Here is an 18,746-nt window from a genome sequence, read left to right as displayed (position 1 = left end):
CTCGCTGTGGGGTGATGAAGGGGCGGGTTCAGTGCGTGGGCAGGGCCAGGGCGCGGGTGCCGCGCTTGATCAGTTCGTTGGCGATGATCAGCCGCTGGATCTCGGAGGTGCCCTCCCAGATCCGGTCGACGCGCAGTTCGCGATACAGGCGCTCGACGGGGTAGCTGCGGTCGTAGCCCCGGCCGCCGAAGATCTGCAGACAGCGGTCGGCGACCCGGCCGGCGGCCTCGCTTGCGGCGAGCTTGGCGGTGGAGGCCTTGGCGTGCAGCGTTTTGCGGTCGGTGTCCGGCTGGTCGGCCTCCCAGGCGACCTGGTGGGTGTAGGCGCGGTTGACCGCGATGTCCACGGCGCAGTCCGCGAGCATGCCCTGGATCAGCTGGTACGAGGCGATCGGTGCCCCGAACTGCTCCCGCTCCACCGCCCAGTCACGGGCGAGCCGCAGGGCGCGTTCGGCGGCGCCGACGGTGCGTGCCGCGATCATCAGGCGTTCGTCGGTGAACCATTCCTTGGTCAGCTCGTAGCCGTCGCCGACGCCGCCGAGTACGTCCTCGTCGGCCACGAAGACGTCGGTGAAGGTGAACTCGGGGTGCCCGTTGACCGCGGAGTGCATGAAGCGCGGGACGCGCGTCATCTCGACGCCGGGCGCGGCCTTGTCGACGAAGAAGAGGGTGGGCAGCCGCTCGGGGCCGGCGTCCGCCTGCACCAGCAGGAAGTCGGCGATGTCGCCGCAGGTGACGAACCACTTCTCGCCGTTGAGCAGCCAGCCGCCGTCGGTGCGGGTGGCGGTGGAGGTGCCGGAGGCCGGGTCGGAACCGGCGCCCGGTTCGGTGACGGCGAACGCGTCGAACCTCTCGCCCCGGATCACGGGCAGCAGGTACGTCTCGCGCTGCCGCTCGTCGCCGTACGCCAGCACGTTGGCGGGCCGCCAGGGGATGTCCCACAGGCAGTTGGTGACCTTGCCGAACTCCTCCTCCACGATGACCTGGTCGAGGAGGCCGAGGCCGGCTCCGCCCCATTCGGCGGGCATGTTGATGGCGTAGACGCCGGCGTCCATGGCGGCCCGGGTCAGTTCGCTGACGAGCTGCTGCGGCAGCGGGCCGCCGGCCTGCTCGGACTGGTCCTCGTACCGCATCAGCAGGCGTGCGTAGTCGGCGGCGCGGCGCTTGAGGTCGGCCTGCTCGGGGGTGTAGCGCATGTCCATGGGGGCCTCTTCGGTGGTGTCACACAGGGGTGGGTCGGGCGAGTACGGCGCGGGAGTCGAGGGCGAGGACTCCGTGGGGGCTCACGAGCAGGGGGTTGACCTCGATCTCGGCGATCTCCGGGTGGGCGGCGGCGAACGCCGTGACCGTCTCCACCGCCGCGGCGGCCGCGGTGATGTCCACGGCGGGCCTGCCGCGCACCCCGTCGAGCAGGGCGGCGGTGCGCAGTCCGCGCAGCAGGCGCAGGGCACGCTCGGCGGGTACCGGGGCCAGGGCGAAGGCGACGTCGCGCAGGGCCTCGGCCAGCACCCCGCCCAGCCCCACCATGGCGACCGGGCCGAATCGGGGGTCGCGATGGACGCCGACGATCAGCTCGACGCCGTCGGTCAGGTCCGCCATGGCCTCGACGGAGTAGGAGGGGGCGCCGAGCCGGGCGTGCATCTCGCGGAAGGCGGCGAGGAGTTCACCGGGTCCGGCCAGGCCCAGTGCCACACCGCCCGCATCGGACTTGTGCAGCAGGTGGAGGGCTTTGAGCACGTAGGGCCCGCAGAACTCCCCGGTGGCGGCGAGCAGTTCGCTCTCGTCGTGGATCTCCCGGGCGGCGGGGAACGGGAGACCTGCGGCTTCGAGGGCGCTGCGGGTCTGCAGGTAGCCGCTTTCGCGCAGGGGGGCCGCGGGCGGGGGAAGGGGTGCGACGCCGGTGCGCGGTGCGCCGGGTGCCGTGGTGGTGAGGGCGCGCGCGGCGTCCTCGGTGGCGGCGAAGACCGGGATGCCGGCTGCGGCGAGGGTGCGGCAGCTGGGCGACTCGGGATACATCGACTGCACCACGAGGGGTTTCGCGGTGGCCCGGTGCCGGGCCGCGATCAGGCGCGCGGCCTCCTGTTCGCCGTCCGCGAGCGCCGTACCTCCTCCCCCGAGCCCGCCGCCTGCGGCCGCGTAGCCGCCGAAGTAGCCGGTCATCAGGACGGCGTCGACCTCCTCGGCCGCCAGCAGGGCGTCGACGGTCTGCGCGTACGAACCGGGGTTCTGCTCGCCCATCCCGGCGAGGTCGACCGGGTTGGCGACGGCCGACTGTTCCCACAGGTCCGCGCGAAGGCGTGCGCGGGTGGGCGCGTGGAGTTCGGGCACGGTCAGCCCGGCCGCCTCGACGGCGTCGGCGGCGATGACGCCGTGGCCGCCGCCGTCCGTGAGTACGGCGACCCGGCGGCCGGCCGCCCTGCGTCCACTGTTCGACGCGGCCAGGGTGACGGTGAGTTCGCGCGGGGTGGCGACCAGTTCCACACCGGCGTCCCGGCACGCCGCGGTCACCACGTCCACCGGGGTGGTCAGCGCCCCGGTGTGCGACTGGGCGCTGCGTGCGGAGGCGTCGCCGCGTCCGCCGGTGAGGAGCACCACGGGTTTCCCGGCCTCCGCGGCGGTCTCGGCGAAGGCGCGTCCGTCGGTGAAGTCCTCGGCGTAGACGGCGATGGCCCGGGTGCCCTCGTGCCGGGCGCAGTCGGCGAGCAGGTCGACGAGCGTGACGTCGGCCTGGTTCCCCAGGGAGACGAAGCGGGAGAAGCCGAGGCCGTGCGGCCGGAAGCGGAGCTGGAGTTCCAGGGCCAGGTTGCCGCTCTGGCTGAGGAGGGCCACGCCGCCCGGGGTGAAGGTGTCGGAGGCCAGGAAGAGGTCCGTGGTGTTGTCGGCCAGTCCGAGGCAGTTGGGCCCGACCATCACGGCACCCGCGGCCCGTACGCGTTCGGCGACGGCGTGCTGGCGGGTGCGTCCCGCGTCGCCGGTCTCCGCGAACCCCGCGGTGATCGCGACGATCGCCCGGGCCCCGCAGTACAGGGCCTCCTCCACGGCGTCCTCGAATCCGGCGGCGGGCACGGAGACCACCGCCAGGTCCACGGGTTCGCCGATCGCGCTCAGGCTGGGGGCGGCGGTCCGGCCGAGCACCGTGCCACCGCGGCGGTTGACCAGGTGGACGGGGCGGCGGCCGTCCGCACGGAGGGCCTGGGCGGCGATGGCGTGGCCGTACTTGGCCGGGTCGTCGCTGGCTCCTACGACGGCGACGGACACGGGGTCGAAGAGTGCGGAGAGGTCGCGTCCCATCTCACCTCACCAGCCGCAGAGCCGAGTTGGGGCAGGCGGTGACTGCGGCCTGGGCGCTGTCCTCGGTGCCCGGCGGCACGTCGTGCTCCCGCACCTGCGCATAGCCCCACTCGTCGAGGCCGATCAGTTCCGGGGCGGGTTCCTGGCAGAGGCCGTAGCCCTGGCAGCGGGTGGAGTCCAGCAGGAGTTTCATGGTGCGGTCCTACCTTTCAAGTCCTTTCAGGGCGCCGGTTCGGGCGACCCGGCGGGGGTGGCGTCGGAGTTGCGGGTCAGGGCACCGGCACCGTGAACCGGCGGCCGTCCTCGGGCCGCTCGCCGTCGCACGCGGGGCAGCCGGCACCGCGATGGGTGTCGATCCGGCCGGGGAAGTGGGTGAGCAGGGTGGCGACGATGCGGGCGGCGGCATCGAGCAGCCCGCAGGCCCCGCGGCCGGGCAGTTGCCCCGACCAGCGGCGCAGTTTGTCGGTGGTGTCGTGGGCCGCCTTGCCGTGTGCGGCGGCGGTGAGGGTCCGGGCCAGCGCGCCGGTGCCGGAGACGCACACCCCGCACTGCCGGGCGCTCTGTGCCGCGAGGTAGGCGGTGGCCTCGGCGGCCACGGCGACCGGGCACTCCTCGGGGTGCAGGAAGTGCAGCGCTCCGCAGCCGAGCGCGCCGCCGGCCGCCTTCAGACGGTCGTGGTCGAGCCGGAGGTCCGTCCACCCGGCGCCGTACAGCCCGCCGAACAGGCCGCCCAGCAGGACCGCCGCGGCCCTGCCGTGTCCGACCAGGTCGGCGAGGACCTTCAGGTGTGTGCCGGCGGGCACCTCGACCAGCGCGGCCGCAGCGCCGGCCGGCCCCGCGAGCGTCACCAGATGGGCACGGGCGACGTCGGCGGCCGCGTCGGGGCAGGAGTGGATCACCGCGATCCGCGCCAGCGTCTCGACGTTGCTGACGAGGGTGGGCGCACCGCCGACTCCCGCCTCGAAGGGGCGCGGGGGTTTGGCCGTGGGCAGGGCCGGACCGCCGTCTATGCGTCGTACGACGGCGGTCTCCTCCCCCGCCACGTAGGTGTGCTCGGTGCGTACGACGTCGACGGGCAGGCCGGCGGAACGCTCGGTGAGGGCCCGGCGGACGGCCTGCTCGGCGAGGGGGTCCGAGAGGTAGACGACTCCGCGTGCCGCGCCGGTCATGGCCGCCGTCAGGCGCAGGCCGTCCAGGATCAGGTGCGGTCGGTGACGCAGCAGCCAGCGGTCCTTGACGGAGCCGGGCTCGCCCTCCTCGCCGTTCGCGACGACGACGGGCCTGCCGGGGGCTTCGCGGACGGCGTGCAGCTTCAGGGCCGCGGGGAACCCGGCGCCGCCACGGCCGCGCAGTCCGACGGCGGCGATCCGGTCGGGCAGCCGGTCGCGCGGGGTCAGCGGCGCGTACCCGCCTGCGGCGAGGTACCGGGCGTGGTCCTCGACCCCGTGGCACGGCTGGGCACCGAACACCGGCGACACGAGCAGGCCGGGCTGTCCGCCGGGGAGGAGGGAGTGGACGCCAGTCATACGGTGCTCCTGGGCTCGGAGTGGCCGGAGGGGGCGGGGCGGCGGCGGTGCCGCAGGCGCGCCAACGCCCGTTCCAGGTCACGGCGTTGCGTGGCGGTGCGCGCGTAGGCGGCGCCGGGCAGGCCGATCAGCATGCGGTGGTGGTCGAGGACGACCTCACCGGCCACCAGCGCCGGACCGGGGTCGGGGGCCGGCGAGCGCGCCGCGGCCTCGACGACCAGGCCGGTGACTTCGCTCAGGTAGCGGAGCCAGCGGCGCTGGGTGCCGCGCAGTACCAGCCGCTGGACGCGGCGTCGCTCGGCGGCGACCAGGACCGCCGGCGGGCGGCCCGCCGCCTGGGCCCGCAGGGCGGCCACCGCGGCGGGCAGTTCCTGTTCGGGCTCCGGTGTGAGGCCGAGCCATACCAGACTTCGGCGAGCGCTCATGCGTGCCTCCGGGGTCGCGCCGTTCCCGGACGGGCCCGGAAACGGGTGTGGCGCGGCGATGGCGTGGACGGGAGGGGCTCCGGCGCCGAACGAGACGGGCGGGGAGCGTGTGGGGTGCAGGCCCTGGGCCGTGCACAGGGGGACAAGCGTTGTCCGGATCGGTGCGAGGCATGTGGCCGGGCCGTATGCCCTGGCCATCCGCCTACCACGACACTAACTAACTAATTAGTCAGCCCACAAGTCTTGACTTGCTGGACGACCGGTCGCACTCTGACTAACCAATTAGTCAGCCGGAAGGGGCTGGCCGGCGCGACAGTGCGCCGCCCCGCCCGCCCCCTTGCATGGCTCAGCCTCACCGCCCATCGCCGCCGCCGCGGCGCGGAGGAGGACCCGATGAACCCCTCGACCACGCGGGAAGCCGCTCTCCCTGCCGCCCCACCGGGGCCGCCGGCCGAGCATCCCGGGGAAGCGCTGCCCGCCCGCTACTACACGGATCCGGCCGTCGCCCAGGCCGAGACCGAACGCATCTTCGCCAAGTCCTGGCAGCTCGTCTGCCACGAATTCGACCTCCCGGGCCCCGGCGCCCGTCTCACCGCGACCGCGGCCGGCCGGGAGGTACTGGTCGTCCGGACCGAGGACGGCGGCCTCGCCGCCCACCTCAACGTCTGCCGGCACCGCGGTACCCGCCTGGTCACCGCGCCCGAGGCCGCGGGGAAGGCGATCCGCTGCCCGTACCACGGCTGGACCTACAAGCTGGACGGGCGCCTCGTCGGTGCCCCCGAGGCGCGCCGGATCCCCTGCCTGGACAAGCCCCGTCTCGGCCTGCACCCGGTCAATGTGGAGTCCTTCCTCGGCTTCGTCTTCGTCAACCTCGACATGGAGGCGACCCCGCTCGCCGAGACCTGTGCCGGGCTCGCCGAGGCCGTCGGCCGCTACGCCGGGCCCGGCCTCGTACCCGTGGGCAGGCACCGCATCCACGACCTCGCGGGCGGTGAGGAGCAGAACGCCAACTGGAAGGTGATCGTCGACAACTATCTGGAGGGCTACCACGTCCCCGTCGCGCACCCCGCGCTCATGCGGCTGCTGGACTACCAGGCGTACACGGTGGACGTACAGGAGAACTACGTCCTGTTCGAGTCACCGCTGCGCGACAAGCCCTCCTCGAACTGGACCGAGCGGCTCTACCAGCGGCTGGCCACCCCCATGCCGGGACTCGCCGAGGGCGACCGGCGGGTGTGGCGGTACGCCGTGATCTACCCGAACACCCTCATCGACTTCTACCCTGACCACGTGCTGGCCTGGACCGCCCTGCCCACCGCCCAGGACCGGGCGGCGATCCCCGGCGCCTTCTACACGAAGCACGGGGAGAGCGTCCGCACCCGGCTGGCCCGCCGGCTGAACATCCACATCGGCTGGGTCACCAACGACGAGGACGCCGAGCTGGTGGAGCGGGTGCAGGCCGGGCTGAGCACGCCCGGTTTCGAGCCGGGTCCGCTCTCGCAGCGCGAGGCCGCCGTCGGCTGGTTCGCCCGCCGGGTCCGGGACGACCTGGAGGGGGATCCGCAGTGACGTCCTCCCGCGCACCCCGCACCGTACGCCTCCGCACGGGCTTACCCCTCCCCCGCTGACGCACGCTCGCACCCTCCCCAGACCGGTCTTCCCTACGGAGTCAGGGCCTCCGTGAGCCGACCCGCCGGTCCAGCCCTGGAGTTGTGCCGTTCCTCGACGAAAGAGGACGTCCCGTGTCCCCCGAGGTAATTCCACCGACCCGGCGCGCCGTGCTGCGGGCAGGCGCCTGCGGCCTGCTCGGCGCCGCGGCCGGCGGCTGCGGGTTCATGCCCGCCCACACGCCCAGCGCCCAGCAGCTCGCCCCGGTCAAGGCGCGCGTCGACGGCGATCTCGTCTACTTCAACTGGGCCGACTATGTCGACCCGTCCGTGTTCAGGGGCTTCGAGAAGGAGTACGGCGTCAAGGTCGTCCAGTCGAACTTCGACTCGATGGAAGGCATGGTCGCCAAGCTCAACGCGGGCAACCGCTACGACATCATCTTCCCGAGCGCCAAATGGGCCCAGCGCCTGGTGCGCGGAGGCCGGCTGCGCCGCATCGACCACGCCCAGCTCCCCAACGCACACGCGATCTTCGGCACGTACACCTACTTCGCCAGCCCCTGGTACGACCCCGGCTCCGCGCACACCGTGCCCTTCACCGCGTACAAGACCGGCATCGGCTGGCGCCGCGACAGGATCGGCGAACTCACCGGCTCCTGGCGGGACCTGTGGAGCGACAAGGTCGCGGGCAAGGTGTTCCTGCTGGACGACCGCGACGAGGTCCTCGGCATGGGCGCCCTCGAACTGGGTCTGGGCGTGAGCACCGGCGAGCGCCACGACCTCGACCGCATCACCTCCCTGCTGAGCACCCTGCGCCCCCGGCTGCGCGGCTTCTCAAGCGACAGCTACAACAACCTCCTCAACGGCAACGCGGTCATGACCCAGGCCTGGAGCGGCGACATGGCCGCCATGCTCAACCAGGCCAAGGATCCCTCCGTGTTCGGCTTCGAGGCCCCGAAAGAGGGCACGCCGATCAACTCCGACTGCTACGCCATTCCCTGGAACGCCCCGCACCCCGGCACCGCGATGCTGTTCATCGACTACATGCTGCGGCCCGAGAACGTGAAGAAGAACATCGAGTACATCGGCTACCCGATGCCGGTGGCCGGCACCGAGAAGACATACGCCGAGCTGGTCAAACCCTTCCCCGAGTGCCTCGTCACCGAGGACGACCTGAAGGCGGGCCTGTTCTTCCGCAACGGCAGCCGCGCGGCGGAGGACGCCCGGGACACCGCCTGGACCCATGTGAAGGCGGGCTGACATGGCACTGCTCCGCTCCTCCTCCCGCACCCGCCGGCGCGGCGCCGGCGAGGGCCGCATCTGGGCCTGGCTCATGCTGCCCGGCACCCTGTGGATGACCGGCTTCATGATCGCCTCGCTGGTCCTGGTCGCCGTCCTCGCCGTGGGCACCACCGACGACCTCGGCAACCCGCGCTTCGGCTTCGACCTGTCCGCCGTACGCGCCCTCGCCGACCCCGCCTACACCGAGGTCCTCACCCGCTCCCTCGGCTACGCCGTGCTGACCTGCCTGATCTGCCTGGTGATCGCCTACCCGGTGGCGTACACCATCGCCCTGCACGGCGGGCGCTACAAGCACGCGCTGATCGCCGCGATCGTGGTGCCGTTCTTCGCCAACTACCTGGTCCGCATGTACGGCTGGTCGGTGGTCCTGTCCGACGACGGCCCCGTGCTGCGCGTCCTGCGCGCGGTGGGACTCGCCGACGGCAGCACGAAGATCCTCAACACCGGTGCCGGAGTGGTCGCGGGACTCGTCTACGGCTTCGTCGTCTTCATGATCATCCCGCTGTACGCGGCCCTGGAACGGCTCGACGTCTCCCTCATCGAGGCCGGCCGCGACCTGTACGGCGGCCCCGTCCGCACCTTCTTCTTCGTCACCCTGCCCGCCACCCGGCAGGGCGCGGCGGCCGGGCTCGTCCTGGTGTTCCTGCCCGCCATGGGCGACTTCGTCAGCGCACAGCTCATGGGAGGACCGGACCAGATCATGATCGGCAACCTCATCCAGGACAAGTTCTTCCAGGGCCAGAACTGGCCGCTGGGCTCCGCACTCACGATGCTGCTGATGCTGGTCCTGCTGATCGGGATGTTCGGCTATCTGCGCCGCACCCGCAAGGACGAGGCGGAGGCCCACCGATGACCCTGCTGCGCCTGCCCTCCGCCACCGCACCCGCCCGGCCGGCCGCCCGCAGCCGCGCGCGACGCGGCCGCGCCGACCGCAAGCCCCGGTTGCTCATCGCCGTCACCGCGCTCTTCTTCGCGCTCCTCTACCTGCCCATCGCGGTCGTGGCCCTGTTCTCCTTCAACGCCAAGAAGTCCCTGACCGTGTTCGGCGGGTTCAGCCTGCGCTGGTACCGCGCCTTCGTCCAGGACGACGTCCTGATCTCCTCACTCGGCACCAGCCTGCGCATCTCCCTGGTGGCGATGGCCGGTTCGGTCGTACTCGGCGTGGCGCTCGCGCTCGGTCTGGTCCGCTGCCGCACCCGGCTCGGCTCGCTGGCCGGTCTGATCATGCTGGTGCCGCTGATCACACCGGAGATCGTCACCGGCGTCGCCTCGATGCTGCTCTTCAAGGGCCTGGGCGTGGCGCTGTCCACCGGCACGGTGATGCTCGCCGAGATCACCTTCTCCATCTCCTACGTCACCGTCATCCTCCGCTCCCGGGTCGCCGCACTGAACCCGGAGGTGGAGGAGGCCGCCATGGACCTCGGCGCCAGCCGCTGGCAGGCGGTGCGCCTGGTGACCCTGCCCGCCCTGCTGCCCGCCGTACTGGCCAGCGCGGTACTGATCTTCGCGCTCGTCTTCGACGACTTCGTCCTCGCCTACTTCACCACCGGCGTGGACCCCCAGCCGCTGTCGGTGCGGATCTACTCGGCGATCCGCTTCGGGGTGAAGCCCACCATCAACGCCGTCGGCACCCTGATGCTCGCGGGCTCCATCGTCCTGATCGCCCTGGCCCTGTTCATCCCGCGCCTCTTCGGCCGCCGCGGCGGCCTCGACATCCTCTCCGGAGAGTGACCCATGGACGCGATCCCGGCCGTCCGGCTCGACGGCGTCTCCAAGCAGTTCGCGGACTCCTACGCCGTCCACCGTCTCGACCTCGACATCGAGGCCGGCCACTTCTTCTCCTTGCTGGGCCCCTCCGGCTGCGGCAAGACCACCACGCTGCGCATGATCGGCGGGTTCAGCGACCCGACCGAGGGTTCGGTGCTGCTCTCCGGCGAGGACGTGACCGCGCTGCCGCCGAACCGGCGCAACGTCAACACGGTCTTCCAGAGCTACGCGCTCTTCGACCATCTGAGCGTCGCCGACAACGTGGCCTTCGGCCTCAAGCGCAAGGGCGTCGGCAAGAGCGAGATGCGGCAGCGCGTCGGCGAGATGCTGGAGCTGGTCCAGCTCGCCGGCCTCGCCGACCGCAGGCCCCGCACCCTCTCGGGCGGTCAGCGCCAGCGCGTCGCCCTGGCCCGTGCGCTGGTCAACCGTCCGGCCGTGCTGCTCCTCGACGAGCCGCTGGCCGCCCTCGACCTGAAGCTGCGCCGGCAGATGCAGGTGGAGCTGAAGCAGATCCAGCGCGAGGTCGGCATCACCTTCGTCTTCGTCACCCACGACCAGGACGAGGCGCTGACCATGTCCGACCGGATCGCCGTGATGAACGAGGGCCGCATCGAGCAGTGCGGCACCCCCGAGGACGTCTACGAGCATCCCACGAGCCGGTTCGTGGCCTCCTTCATGGGCACGTCCAACCTGATGACCGGCACCTACCGGGGCGGTGAGGTCGCCCTGGACCAGGGCCCCGCCCTGGCGGTGGGCCCCCGCGGCGGCCTCGCGGACGGCACCGCCGTCAGCGTGTCCGTGCGCCCCGAGAAGATCTGGCTGTCCGACTTCGAACCGGGCATGTCCGTGCTCTCCGGAGTGATCCGCGAGACGGTCTACAGCGGCCCGACGACCACCTACCTGATCGAACTCGCCCCGGGCGTCACGCTGTCCGTGCTGGAGCAGAACACGGCCCGCGCCCGCATGGAGGACCGCTGGAGCGGCGGCGAGACGGTGGAGTTCGGCTGGCGGCCCGAACACTGCCTGGTCCTGGCCTGACCCGATCCCCTGACGAAAGCGACTGCGATGCATCACGACGTGATCGTGCTGGGCGCGGGCCTTGCCGGACTCGCCGCCGCCCGTGACCTGGCCACCGCCGGCACCGACGTGCTCGTCCTGGAGGCCCGGGACCGCGTCGGCGGCCGGGTCGAGCAGACCCGCACACCCGACGGCCGCACCGTCCAGCTGGGCGGCGAGGTGGTCGGCCGTGCCCACACCGCGTACCTGCAACTCGCCAAGGAACTCGGCCTGGAGCTGGTTCCCAGCTACGTGGCCGAACCCGGCCGCATGACCCGTTCCACGCCCGAGGGCCTCTCGGCCGGCGATCCACCGCACTGGTTCGGCCCCGGAGACACGGCCCGACACGAGCACCTCGGCAGGGAGTTCAGCAAGCTCGCCGCCACGGTCGATCCCGACGCCCCCTGGTCGCACCCGGAGGCGGCCGCTCTGGACCGGCTGTCCGTGGCCGACTGGCTGCGTTCCCGCCACGCCACGCCCGCCGTGGTACGGCTGTGGGACATCGGCCAACTGGCCCTGGCGGGCGGGTCGTACGAGCGGATCTCGCTGCTCGCCGCGTTGCGCAAGAGCGCGGCGGTGCCCGGTACGGGCGACTACGACTACGACGACTGGGAGGGACTGCGCCTGGCGGAGGGCTCGGCGACCCTGGCCGAGGTCATGGGCCGCGAGCTGGGCCCGCGCATCCGCCTCGGCGCACCCGTCGCCGCGCTGGACGTACGCCCCGGCCACTGCACCGTCCGCCTGCTCACCGGCGAGGTCCTCACCGCGGCGGCCGTGGTGAGCGCCCTGCCGGTGGGACCCCTGCGGTCCGTCCACGTCACCGGGGTGAGCGACGCCCGCCTGGCCTCGCTGCACCGCCAGCGCCAGGCAATCGCGGCGAAGTTCGCCGCCGTCCACGACCGTCCCTTCTGGCGCGCCGACGGCCTCAGCGGCCTGTCCGAGGCGGAGGGGGTCCTGGGCAGCACGTGGCCGCAGAACGAGGGTGTGCTGTCGGCGCTGGTTCCCCCCGAGCGCTACGGCGTCCTGCTGGGCATCCCGCCGCACCTGCGCATACCGGAGCTGCTCGCCGAGACGGCCGCCATGTTCGGCGACCAGGCGCTGCGGCCGACCGCCTGTCACCTGCGGCTGTGGGGCACCGACCCGTGGACGCAGGGCTACGTCACCCAGTGGCCACCGGGTGAGGTGATGGCGGTCGGTCCGCTGCACGGCACCCATGAACCGCCCTTCTACGTCTGCGGCTCGGACCAGTGGGTCGCCGGATACATGGAGGGCGCCGTCCGCACCGGCCGCGCCGCCGCCGAGGAGGCACTGCGCCGTGGCTGACACAGCTCCCCTCACGGCCGTCCTGAACCACGTGGGCGGCACGGACGTACCGGCCGCCTCCGGAGCCACGCTGCGACTGATCGACCCCGCGACCGCACTCCCCCACGGACTGGCCCCGCTGTCCGGCCCCGAGGACGTGGACCGGGCCTGCCGGGCGGCGCAGGACGCCTTCGACGGCTGGTCGGCCACCACACCGGCGTACCGGCAGGCCGCGCTGCTGCGCATCGCCGACGCCCTGGAACGGGAGGCCGACGCCCTGGCGAGCGCCGAGGTGGCCGACACGGGCAAGCCGCGCGCCCTCTTCCTGGCGGACGAGCTGCCCGCGATCGTGGACGTGCTGCGGTACTTCGCCGGGGCCGCCCGGAACCTGCCGGGCGCCGCGGCCGCCGAGTACACACCGGGGCGCACCTCCGTCCTGCGCCGCGAGCCGGTGGGCGTCTGCGCCCAGATCACGCCGTGGAACTACCCGCTGATGATGGCCGTGTGGAAGATCGCTCCGGCGCTGGCCGCCGGCAACACCGTCGTGCTGAAACCTTCGGACTCCACGCCCTCCACGGCCACGCTCCTCGCCCGGCTGGCCGCCGAGCACCTGCCGCCCGGCGTGCTGAACGTCGTGTGCGGCGACCGGGACACCGGGCGCCTGCTCGTCGCCCATCCCCACGTCCGGATGGTCGCCGTCACCGGGAGCGTCCGCGCCGGACAGGAGATCGCGGCCGCGGCGGCGGCCGACCTGAAGCGGCTCCATCTCGAACTCGGTGGCAACGCACCGGTGTTGATCCACGAGGACGCCGATCTCGACGAGGCGGTCGAGCAGCTGTCGTACCTGTCCTTCTACAACGCGGGGCAGGACTGCACGGCCGCCGGCCGGATCCTGGTCCACCGGCGCGTCCACGACAGCTTCCTGGAGGCCTTCGCCCAGTGGGCCGCGCAGCGCGTGCCCGGCGCGTCCGCCGACGCCCGCGCCGACTTCGGTCCGCTCGCCAACGCCGCCCAACTCACCTCTGTGTGCGGGCTGCTGGAGCGCCTGCCGCCGCACGCCGAGGTCGTCACCGGGGGCACCCGCGTGCCCCGCCCCGGCTACTTCCACGAGGCCACGGTGGTGGCCGGGGCCCGGCAGGAGGACGAGATCGTACGCAACGAGGTGTTCGGGCCGGTCGTCACCGTCCAGCCCTTCGCCGACGAGGCCGAGGCCCTGCGCATGGCGAACGACGTGCCGCAGGGGCTGGCCGCGAGTGTCTGGACCCGCGACCACGACCGCGCGATGCGCGCGAGCCGGGCACTGCACACCGGCATCGTCTGGGTCAACACCCACGGCACGACCGTCTCGGAGATGCCGCACGGCGGTGTACGGCACTCCGGTTACGGCAGTGACCTCTCCCTCGCGGGCCTGCTCGACTACACCCAGGTCAAGCACGTCATGCTGTGACGCCTGCCCGCCGGGTCTCCAGAACCTTCTTCAGGGTGGCCAGTTCGGTGTCGACCAGGTCGGTCTGCTCCTTGAAGAAGGAGTCGGTGAAGCCCGGCGGCCGATAGAAGGTGATCATGAACTCGGCCCCGTCGCCGTTGGGGACCACGCGGGCCGGTACACACCAGGCGGCGGTGTCGTCGACGTAGTCGTGGTCGAGGATCCCGAACTCGGCGTTGGCGCGCAGGCGCAGCCTGGCCGGGCCCAGCGGGGTCGACATGCGCCACCAGTCGGGGTCGTCGGTGGGCTCGATCGACCGGACGTTGACCACGGCCCAGGTGGGCCAGTTCGCGGGGTCGGCGAGGAAGGCGTAGACCTGCTCGTACGGGCAGTCGATGCCGACGGTCTTGGTGACGGAGGTTTGGACGCTCATCGCGCGCTTCTTTCAAGGGTTGCCGGGAGGCTGGGCGGGGTGGGCCGCGCCCACCAGACGCCGGATCCATTCCTCCAGCTGCCGCCGCTGACCGGCGTCGAGCGAGCCGAAGTAGTGGGCGTCGTTGTGGTCGGCGATCTCGGCCAGTTCGGGGACGAGAGCCTGTCCCCGGTCGGTCAGGACGAGCCGGACCGAGCGCCGGGAGGCGGGGTCGGGCTCGCGCCGGATCAGGCCCTTGGCCGCCAGCCGGTCGACCAGGCGGGAGACGGCTCCCGGATCGATGTCCATGTGGGCCGCCACCGCCTTGGTGGTGTCGTGGCCGTGGAAGACACTGACCATCACGCCCCACTGGGAGACGGTGACGTCGTGCCTGCCGAGCTCGGCCTCGAACCGGCCGTGGACCTCGTCGGACAGACGGCGAAGCCAGTAGCCGAGGTGGTCGTGGAGTCCACTGGTGTTGCTCACGCGTCCATCATTGTTGTCATGACAATTCTTGTCAAGGCAATAAAGGGCTCGCAGACTGCCCGACCCACCGGAGGGGTCAGGCTCAGCGGGGCGGGGCGGGGCCGTGGTGCCGATGACGAGGCGGGGGGCCATGACGTCCGACTGTCGTCGACGGCCGACCACGGACATGTCGCCGGGACCGCGATGCCGGAGCGCAGGAAGACATCGAGAACGCCGGTCGCGCAGCGGTCGTTGAAGGCCAGTACGGCGGTGGGGCGTCGCCGGTCGGCCGACAGGGCGCGGGCGGCCCCGGCACCTTCTTCCTCGGTCAGCCCGCCGGGGAGGATGCGGATGTGTCCGGCCAGGCCGTGGCGGTTCATGGCGGTGCGACAGCCCCGGCGCCGGTCGGCCGCGCCCGGCGCCCGACCCGCGTCGATATGGGCGATGGCGCGGTGACCGAGGGCGACGAGGTGATCCACCGCCTGGCGTGCGCCCGCGTCATCGGCGGTCCGTACGACCTCCAGGCCAGGGACCGGTGGCCGTAGCCGGCGGGCCACGGAGACGACCGGCAGCTGCGCGGCGAGTTCCGCCAGCCGTGCGGCAGGGGCCTGCGGGCCGAGGAGGATCAGTGCCTCACAGCGGTCGGCGAGCAGCGCGTCCACGGCGCGCCGCTCGCCGCGCCCGGCGGTCACGGCGCTCAGCGCGATCTGGTAGCCGCCGGTTCGGCCGCGGCGTAGACACCCTCCACCAGGTCCGCGTGGAAGGGATGCTGGAGGCCGAACGCCACCCGGAGCAGCCGGGATCGCCGGCTGCGCAGCAGTCGCGCTCGGCTCGGTCACGTGGACCTGACCGGGCGGTAGCGCACACTGACCGCGGCCGAGGGATCGTTGCCGTCCAGCAGTTCGAGCCGGACCGGGGTGCCACCAGGGCTGGTGAACAAGCGGATCCCGTCGCCGGGCAGTACGGGCACAACAGCGGTCCTCGCCACGCACCGCCGTGATCATGCCCGGGTCGGGGCAGGCGTCCCAGCCGTCCCGGCCTCCCAGAGCGGCACCGGTCGTCCGCGTGTACTCCTCGATGAGTCCGGGTCGGACCGAGAACCCCGTCATTTTTGTAGCGCCCGGGTGAGTTCCAGCCCTCGCGCGGGACGAACCGGAACCACACCTTGAGGGGTCGGAAGGGGGCCGCGCAGCCAGACTCGGGGCAATGCCGCCTCACCGGCACTGCGGACTCCACTCGAAGAGGAGGATGGTCACGTCGTCCCGGAGTTGGTTGCGCTGATGGTCGAGGAGGTCGTGGATGAGCAGCCGCAGCACCTCGGCCGGGCGCTGCCCGGCGGCTGAGGAACGGATGATGAAGTCGGTGAACCGGTCGAGGCCGAACTCCGCTCCGTTCGCGTCGCGTGCCTCCACGACCCCGTCGGTGTAGAGCAGGACGTGGTCGCCCGGTACCAGTGTCGTCTCGTGGACCTGCCGGGCCGCCGGGACGAATTCGCCGACCAGGCCGATCGGGGGCTGCGGGGAGCTGTCCAGCGCCCCGTCGACCACCCGCTCGGAACGGATCAACAGCGGCGGAGGGTGACCGCAGTTGACCCAGCGCAGCACTCCCGTCTCCGCATCGAGCCGGCACAGCACGCCGGTGCAGAAATGGTCGGGGAGCCAATGGGAGAGCGCCTCGTCGACGGAGGCGACCACGTCAGCCAGGTCGCCACCGCCACGGCGGGTGTTCCGCGCCGCCGCCATGGCGACCGACGTGGTCAGGCCGGAGACAAGATCGTGACCCATGGAGTCGAGGATCATGGTGTGCAGCATGTTCTTGACCACCGAGTGGTCGAAGGCGTCCCCGGCGACGTCGTAGGCCGGTTCCAGGACCGCGGTCGAGATGCATCTCCTGCTGCCGACGGTGTGGGGCGGCAGGAACGCCCGCAGCATCTCGGCCGGCAAGCCCATGGCCGTGGTGCGGGTGCGGGCGGCGAGCCAGTCGCTGTAGGTGCGCTTGGAGGTGATCAGCATGGCGAACAGATGGGCCAGCATCCTGGTGCGGCGCATCCGTACCGCGTCGGGCGTGGCGGTCCGCACCGCCAGCACGCCCAGCCGCTCCGCTCCGTCGACAAGAGGCATCCAGATGATCACGCCGTCGTCGGCGTCGACCACCTGTGTCGTGATGGTGCGGTACGCCCAGCCGGCCGACGAGTCGACCACCGACAGCGGCTCCAGGGTCTCGTCGAGTGGGATGAGCAGCCGTTGTTGCAGGTCGACGAGGTAGATCAGCGCGGTGTCCAGGCCGAGAGCCGAAGCGCACCGGTTCGCCAGGTCGGACAGTTCGAACGGCAGGGCCGTCTGTGCCTCGACGAGCAGCTCCTCCATCCGGCTCTCGTCGACGGCGGCTGCGTCGGAGCCGGCGGGCGCGCGCGGTGGGTCCGACACGGGATCACCCCTTCTGCGCCCAGTCTCACACCGATCCCGCCCCCTCTCACGTCAGGCCCGGTCGCACCACTGGATGACGTTCGCCGGCAACGATCACTCTTCACTGACTGGCCCATAAAATCGAACACATGATTGAATCCGGCCATGAGGCCGATTCCCGACGACCTGGCTCGCGCACAAGCGGAGTGGCACGCCACCTACCGGCAACTCGCCGCCCGCCCGCGCACGGCGCTCCGGCGGCGACTGATCCACCTGTCGTCGGAGGTGCTCTTCCACCCGTACTGGCACGGCCGGCGGTCGGCGGGCTGGGCAGCGCTGCACGCCGGGGAGCGGACCGGAAGGAACTGACGGCGCGCGGCCTGTCCAGTGCGCACTCCCCCGCCGACCGTGACACTCCGCCTCCGGCAAGCCCCTCACCATCCACGTCACCGTCTTGACAGGTGACGCCTGTTGGGGGAATCTGGTATCCACCGAGCCACATGGCTCGACCCGCCACCGATTCAGCGGAGGCTGACTATGGAGAGCCAGAGCACCCCGGACAGCACCGCGGCCGCACGCCGCGCGCGCTTTGGCACGCTGCCCGGGCGCATCCGGTACGAGGACATGGTCGAGGAGAAGGCGGCCGCGCCCCGCGACGCGGCGAGGGACGCCTACGACCCGGAAGGATCATGGATGTCCTTCTCCTGCCTGGCCGCCGACCTGGGCCTGTAAAACAAGCGGGACCGGTTCGTCACCTATTTGACAAGTGACGAACAGGAGTGAGGCCCGTCATTCTTTCGGCGCCCCCTTCGAGCGTGGTGAGGGAGGTCGCGCGAGGATGGAGACAATCCATGATCCGCACGACGTCTAGCATCAGGATCGGAGGAGTACCCATGGCCGACACCAAGACCTACGACCCTCGCCATACTGCGGTTCTGCTGGTCGACCCGTACAACGACTTCCTTTCCGAGGGCGGCAAGATCTGGCCGCGCCTGGAGCCCGTGGCGCAGGAGGTCGGCCTGCTGGACAACCTGCGTTCCGTGGTCGGCTCCGCCCGCGACGCCGGCATCCAAGTGGTGTTCGTCCCGCACCGCCGCTGGGAGCCGGGCGACTACGAGACCTGGGCGCACCCGAACCCCACCCAGCGGAGCATCCAGGAGCGGCACTCGTTCGCCCGTGGTACCTGGGGCGGGGAGTTCCACCCCGACTTCCAGCCGCAGGAGGGCGACATCATCGCCCGGGAGCACTGGGCGCAGAGCGGGTTCGCCAACACCGACCTGGACTTGCAGCTCAAGCAGCACGGAATCACCCACGTGGTGGTCGTCGGCCTCCTGGCGAACACCTGCATCGAATCCACCAGCCGCTTCGCCATGGAGCTCGGCTACCACGTGACGCTGGTCCGCGACGCCACCGCGGCCTTTCATCCCGAGATGATGCACGCCGCACATGAGCTGAACGGCCCCACCTTCGCCCATGCCATCGTCGCCACGGAAGAGCTCGTCACCGCGCTCAAGGTAGCCCGGTCCTGATCCCGACATCCGTCGCACGCCGGGACCACCTCACCGCTTGCTCGCCACCGAACTGCCCGTGTTCGCCGCCCGGGTGGATGCCTTCCGCTCGCACGCTGCCCCCGGCGTTGACGGATCTCACGGCCCGCAGAAAGCAGACCTCGTATCAAGGACCATCGACGCCGTGGCGTGCGGTCCCGCCTCGTCGCCGAGCGCGGCTCGGAGGTCGCATCCGAGCAGCGTGCAGCGTGCAGC

20 protein-coding genes are annotated in these 18,746 nt (G+C 71.8%); 10 read left to right on the top strand and 10 right to left on the bottom strand.

Going from position 1 to position 18,746, the window contains the following annotated elements; genetic code table 11:
• Window positions 1–28 precede the first annotated feature (28 nt).
• From ABT288_RS04960 to ABT288_RS04940, 5 genes are all read right to left on the bottom strand, one after another.
• Complete coding sequence (locus ABT288_RS04960; RefSeq protein ID WP_351602851.1) at window positions 29–1,201, bottom strand: acyl-CoA dehydrogenase family protein; 1,173 nt, start codon at window positions 1,199–1,201, stop codon at window positions 29–31.
• A 19-nt stretch (window positions 1,202–1,220) separates the two neighbouring features.
• Window positions 1,221–3,290 carry an acetate--CoA ligase family protein gene (locus tag ABT288_RS04955; protein ID WP_351602849.1) on the bottom strand — a complete coding sequence of 690 codons (2,070 nt, stop codon included), beginning with the start codon at window positions 3,288–3,290 and terminating at the stop codon, window positions 1,221–1,223.
• Window position 3,291: 1 nt separating this feature from the next.
• A complete protein-coding gene (locus ABT288_RS04950) occupies window positions 3,292–3,483 on the bottom strand; it encodes a ferredoxin (protein ID WP_351602847.1) in 192 nt (63 codons plus the stop codon).
• 76 nt (window positions 3,484–3,559) lie between these two features.
• A complete protein-coding gene (locus ABT288_RS04945) occupies window positions 3,560–4,816 on the bottom strand; it encodes an NADH-ubiquinone oxidoreductase-F iron-sulfur binding region domain-containing protein (protein ID WP_351602845.1) in 1,257 nt (418 codons plus the stop codon).
• Window positions 4,813–5,241 carry a hypothetical protein gene (locus tag ABT288_RS04940; RefSeq protein ID WP_351602843.1) on the bottom strand — a complete coding sequence of 143 codons (429 nt, stop codon included), beginning with the start codon at window positions 5,239–5,241 and terminating at the stop codon, window positions 4,813–4,815. The genes ABT288_RS04945 and ABT288_RS04940 overlap by 4 nt, the downstream gene beginning before the upstream one ends.
• Before the next feature lie 393 nt (window positions 5,242–5,634).
• Here ABT288_RS04940 and ABT288_RS04935 point away from each other — a divergent pair, with 393 nt between their 5' ends.
• From ABT288_RS04935 to ABT288_RS04905, 7 genes are all read left to right on the top strand, one after another.
• Window positions 5,635–6,810: an aromatic ring-hydroxylating oxygenase subunit alpha gene (locus ABT288_RS04935; RefSeq protein ID WP_351602841.1), complete on the top strand. Its 1,176-nt coding sequence runs from the start codon at window positions 5,635–5,637 to the stop codon at window positions 6,808–6,810.
• A gap of 173 nt (window positions 6,811–6,983) precedes the next feature.
• Complete coding sequence (locus tag ABT288_RS04930) at window positions 6,984–8,108, top strand: polyamine ABC transporter substrate-binding protein (protein ID WP_351602839.1); 1,125 nt, start codon at window positions 6,984–6,986, stop codon at window positions 8,106–8,108.
• 1 nt (window position 8,109) lies between these two features.
• Window positions 8,110–9,003: an ABC transporter permease gene (locus tag ABT288_RS04925; protein WP_351602837.1), complete on the top strand. Its 894-nt coding sequence runs from the start codon at window positions 8,110–8,112 to the stop codon at window positions 9,001–9,003.
• Window positions 9,000–9,881, top strand: coding sequence for an ABC transporter permease (locus ABT288_RS04920; protein WP_351602835.1), 882 nt, complete (start codon window positions 9,000–9,002; stop codon window positions 9,879–9,881). The genes ABT288_RS04925 and ABT288_RS04920 overlap by 4 nt, the downstream gene beginning before the upstream one ends.
• 3 nt (window positions 9,882–9,884) lie before the next feature.
• A complete protein-coding gene (locus ABT288_RS04915) occupies window positions 9,885–10,955 on the top strand; it encodes an ABC transporter ATP-binding protein (RefSeq protein ID WP_351602833.1) in 1,071 nt (356 codons plus the stop codon).
• Between the two features lie 27 nt (window positions 10,956–10,982).
• Entirely contained in the window at window positions 10,983–12,296 is a 1,314-nt protein-coding gene (locus tag ABT288_RS04910; RefSeq protein ID WP_351602831.1) for a flavin monoamine oxidase family protein, read from the top strand.
• Complete coding sequence (locus ABT288_RS04905; RefSeq protein WP_351602829.1) at window positions 12,289–13,722, top strand: aminobutyraldehyde dehydrogenase; 1,434 nt, start codon at window positions 12,289–12,291, stop codon at window positions 13,720–13,722. The genes ABT288_RS04910 and ABT288_RS04905 overlap by 8 nt, the downstream gene beginning before the upstream one ends.
• On the opposite strand, the gene ABT288_RS04900 is transcribed toward ABT288_RS04905, so the two are convergent.
• The 5 genes from ABT288_RS04900 to ABT288_RS04880 form a co-directional block, all read right to left on the bottom strand.
• Entirely contained in the window at window positions 13,712–14,134 is a 423-nt protein-coding gene (locus tag ABT288_RS04900; RefSeq protein WP_351602827.1) for an SRPBCC family protein, read from the bottom strand. The two genes, ABT288_RS04905 and ABT288_RS04900, sit on opposite strands and share 11 nt — an antisense overlap.
• 12 nt (window positions 14,135–14,146) lie before the next feature.
• Complete coding sequence (locus ABT288_RS04895; RefSeq protein ID WP_351602825.1) at window positions 14,147–14,599, bottom strand: MarR family winged helix-turn-helix transcriptional regulator; 453 nt, start codon at window positions 14,597–14,599, stop codon at window positions 14,147–14,149.
• Window positions 14,596–15,270: a substrate-binding domain-containing protein gene (locus tag ABT288_RS04890; RefSeq protein WP_351602823.1), complete on the bottom strand. Its 675-nt coding sequence runs from the start codon at window positions 15,268–15,270 to the stop codon at window positions 14,596–14,598. Before ABT288_RS04890 ends, ABT288_RS04895 begins: the two co-directional genes overlap by 4 nt.
• 143 nt (window positions 15,271–15,413) lie before the next feature.
• Window positions 15,414–15,548 (bottom strand): dihydrofolate reductase family protein, encoded by a 135-nt coding sequence (locus ABT288_RS04885; protein ID WP_351602821.1) that lies wholly within the window; start codon window positions 15,546–15,548, stop codon window positions 15,414–15,416.
• Window positions 15,549–15,792: 244 nt separating this feature from the next.
• Window positions 15,793–17,004 (bottom strand): PP2C family protein-serine/threonine phosphatase, encoded by a 1,212-nt coding sequence (locus ABT288_RS04880; protein ID WP_351602819.1) that lies wholly within the window; start codon window positions 17,002–17,004, stop codon window positions 15,793–15,795.
• 144 nt (window positions 17,005–17,148) lie between these two features.
• On the opposite strand from ABT288_RS04880, the gene ABT288_RS04875 reads away from it, so the two are divergent.
• The 3 genes from ABT288_RS04875 to ABT288_RS04865 all read left to right on the top strand — a co-directional run bounded on the left by ABT288_RS04875 (window position 17,149) and on the right by ABT288_RS04865 (window position 18,512).
• Complete coding sequence (locus ABT288_RS04875) at window positions 17,149–17,352, top strand: DUF8825 domain-containing protein (protein WP_351602817.1); 204 nt, start codon at window positions 17,149–17,151, stop codon at window positions 17,350–17,352.
• Between the two features lie 168 nt (window positions 17,353–17,520).
• Window positions 17,521–17,715 carry a hypothetical protein gene (locus ABT288_RS04870; protein WP_351602815.1) on the top strand — a complete coding sequence of 65 codons (195 nt, stop codon included), beginning with the start codon at window positions 17,521–17,523 and terminating at the stop codon, window positions 17,713–17,715.
• 161 nt (window positions 17,716–17,876) lie between these two features.
• Entirely contained in the window at window positions 17,877–18,512 is a 636-nt protein-coding gene (locus ABT288_RS04865) for a cysteine hydrolase family protein (protein WP_351602813.1), read from the top strand.
• Window positions 18,513–18,746 lie beyond the last annotated feature (234 nt).

This window comes from Streptomyces sp. NPDC001093, assembly GCF_040298985.1.
Classification (GTDB): Bacteria; Actinomycetota; Actinomycetes; order Streptomycetales; family Streptomycetaceae; genus Streptomyces.
This window is presented reverse-complemented; position numbering and strand designations above follow the sequence as displayed.